The 477-nt window shown below is 69.4% G+C and carries 1 pseudogene; it reads left to right on the top strand.

Going from position 1 to position 477, the window contains the following annotated elements:
• A pseudogene (locus tag FV228_RS32490) lies at nt 1–477 on the top strand (helix-turn-helix domain-containing protein); the annotation flags it as partial.

Here is a 477-nt window from a genome sequence, read left to right as displayed (position 1 = left end):
CAGCGCTATCGATGGATCTGCGAGAACGCGTGATCGCGGCGATCGAGGCGGGAGCTTCGCGCCGACAGGCGGCCAAGCGCTTCGGGGTCGGCCCATCCAGCGCGATCCGCTGGCATGAACGCTTCCAGGCGGAGGGCGCGATCGCACCCCGGCCCTCGTGCGGGCAGCGACCCGCACCGGCCATCGAAGCGCACGCTGAGCGGATCCTTCAGGTCGATCGGGAGCAGCCGCAGGCCTTCCTGCACGAGGTGCGTGATATCCTGGCCGAGCAGGGTGTCCGCACGAGCGTCAGCGGGCTGTGGCGGTTCTTCGCCCGGCATCGGGTCACCCGTAAAAAGGGGCTGTCGACGCGGCCGAGCAGGAGCGTCCGGACGTGAGAGCCGCACGGGAGGCGTGGTTCGAGGGTCAACTCGACCTCGACCCCGATGCCGTCGTCTTCATCGACGAGACGGCGACCGCCACGAACATGGCCCGCAC

The organism is Methylobacterium sp. WL18, from assembly GCF_008040015.1.
Taxonomy (GTDB): domain Bacteria; phylum Pseudomonadota; class Alphaproteobacteria; order Rhizobiales; family Beijerinckiaceae; genus Methylobacterium; species Methylobacterium mesophilicum.
The sequence above is the reverse complement of the archived record's forward strand: the minus strand, read 5'-3'. Positions and strand labels throughout refer to the sequence as shown.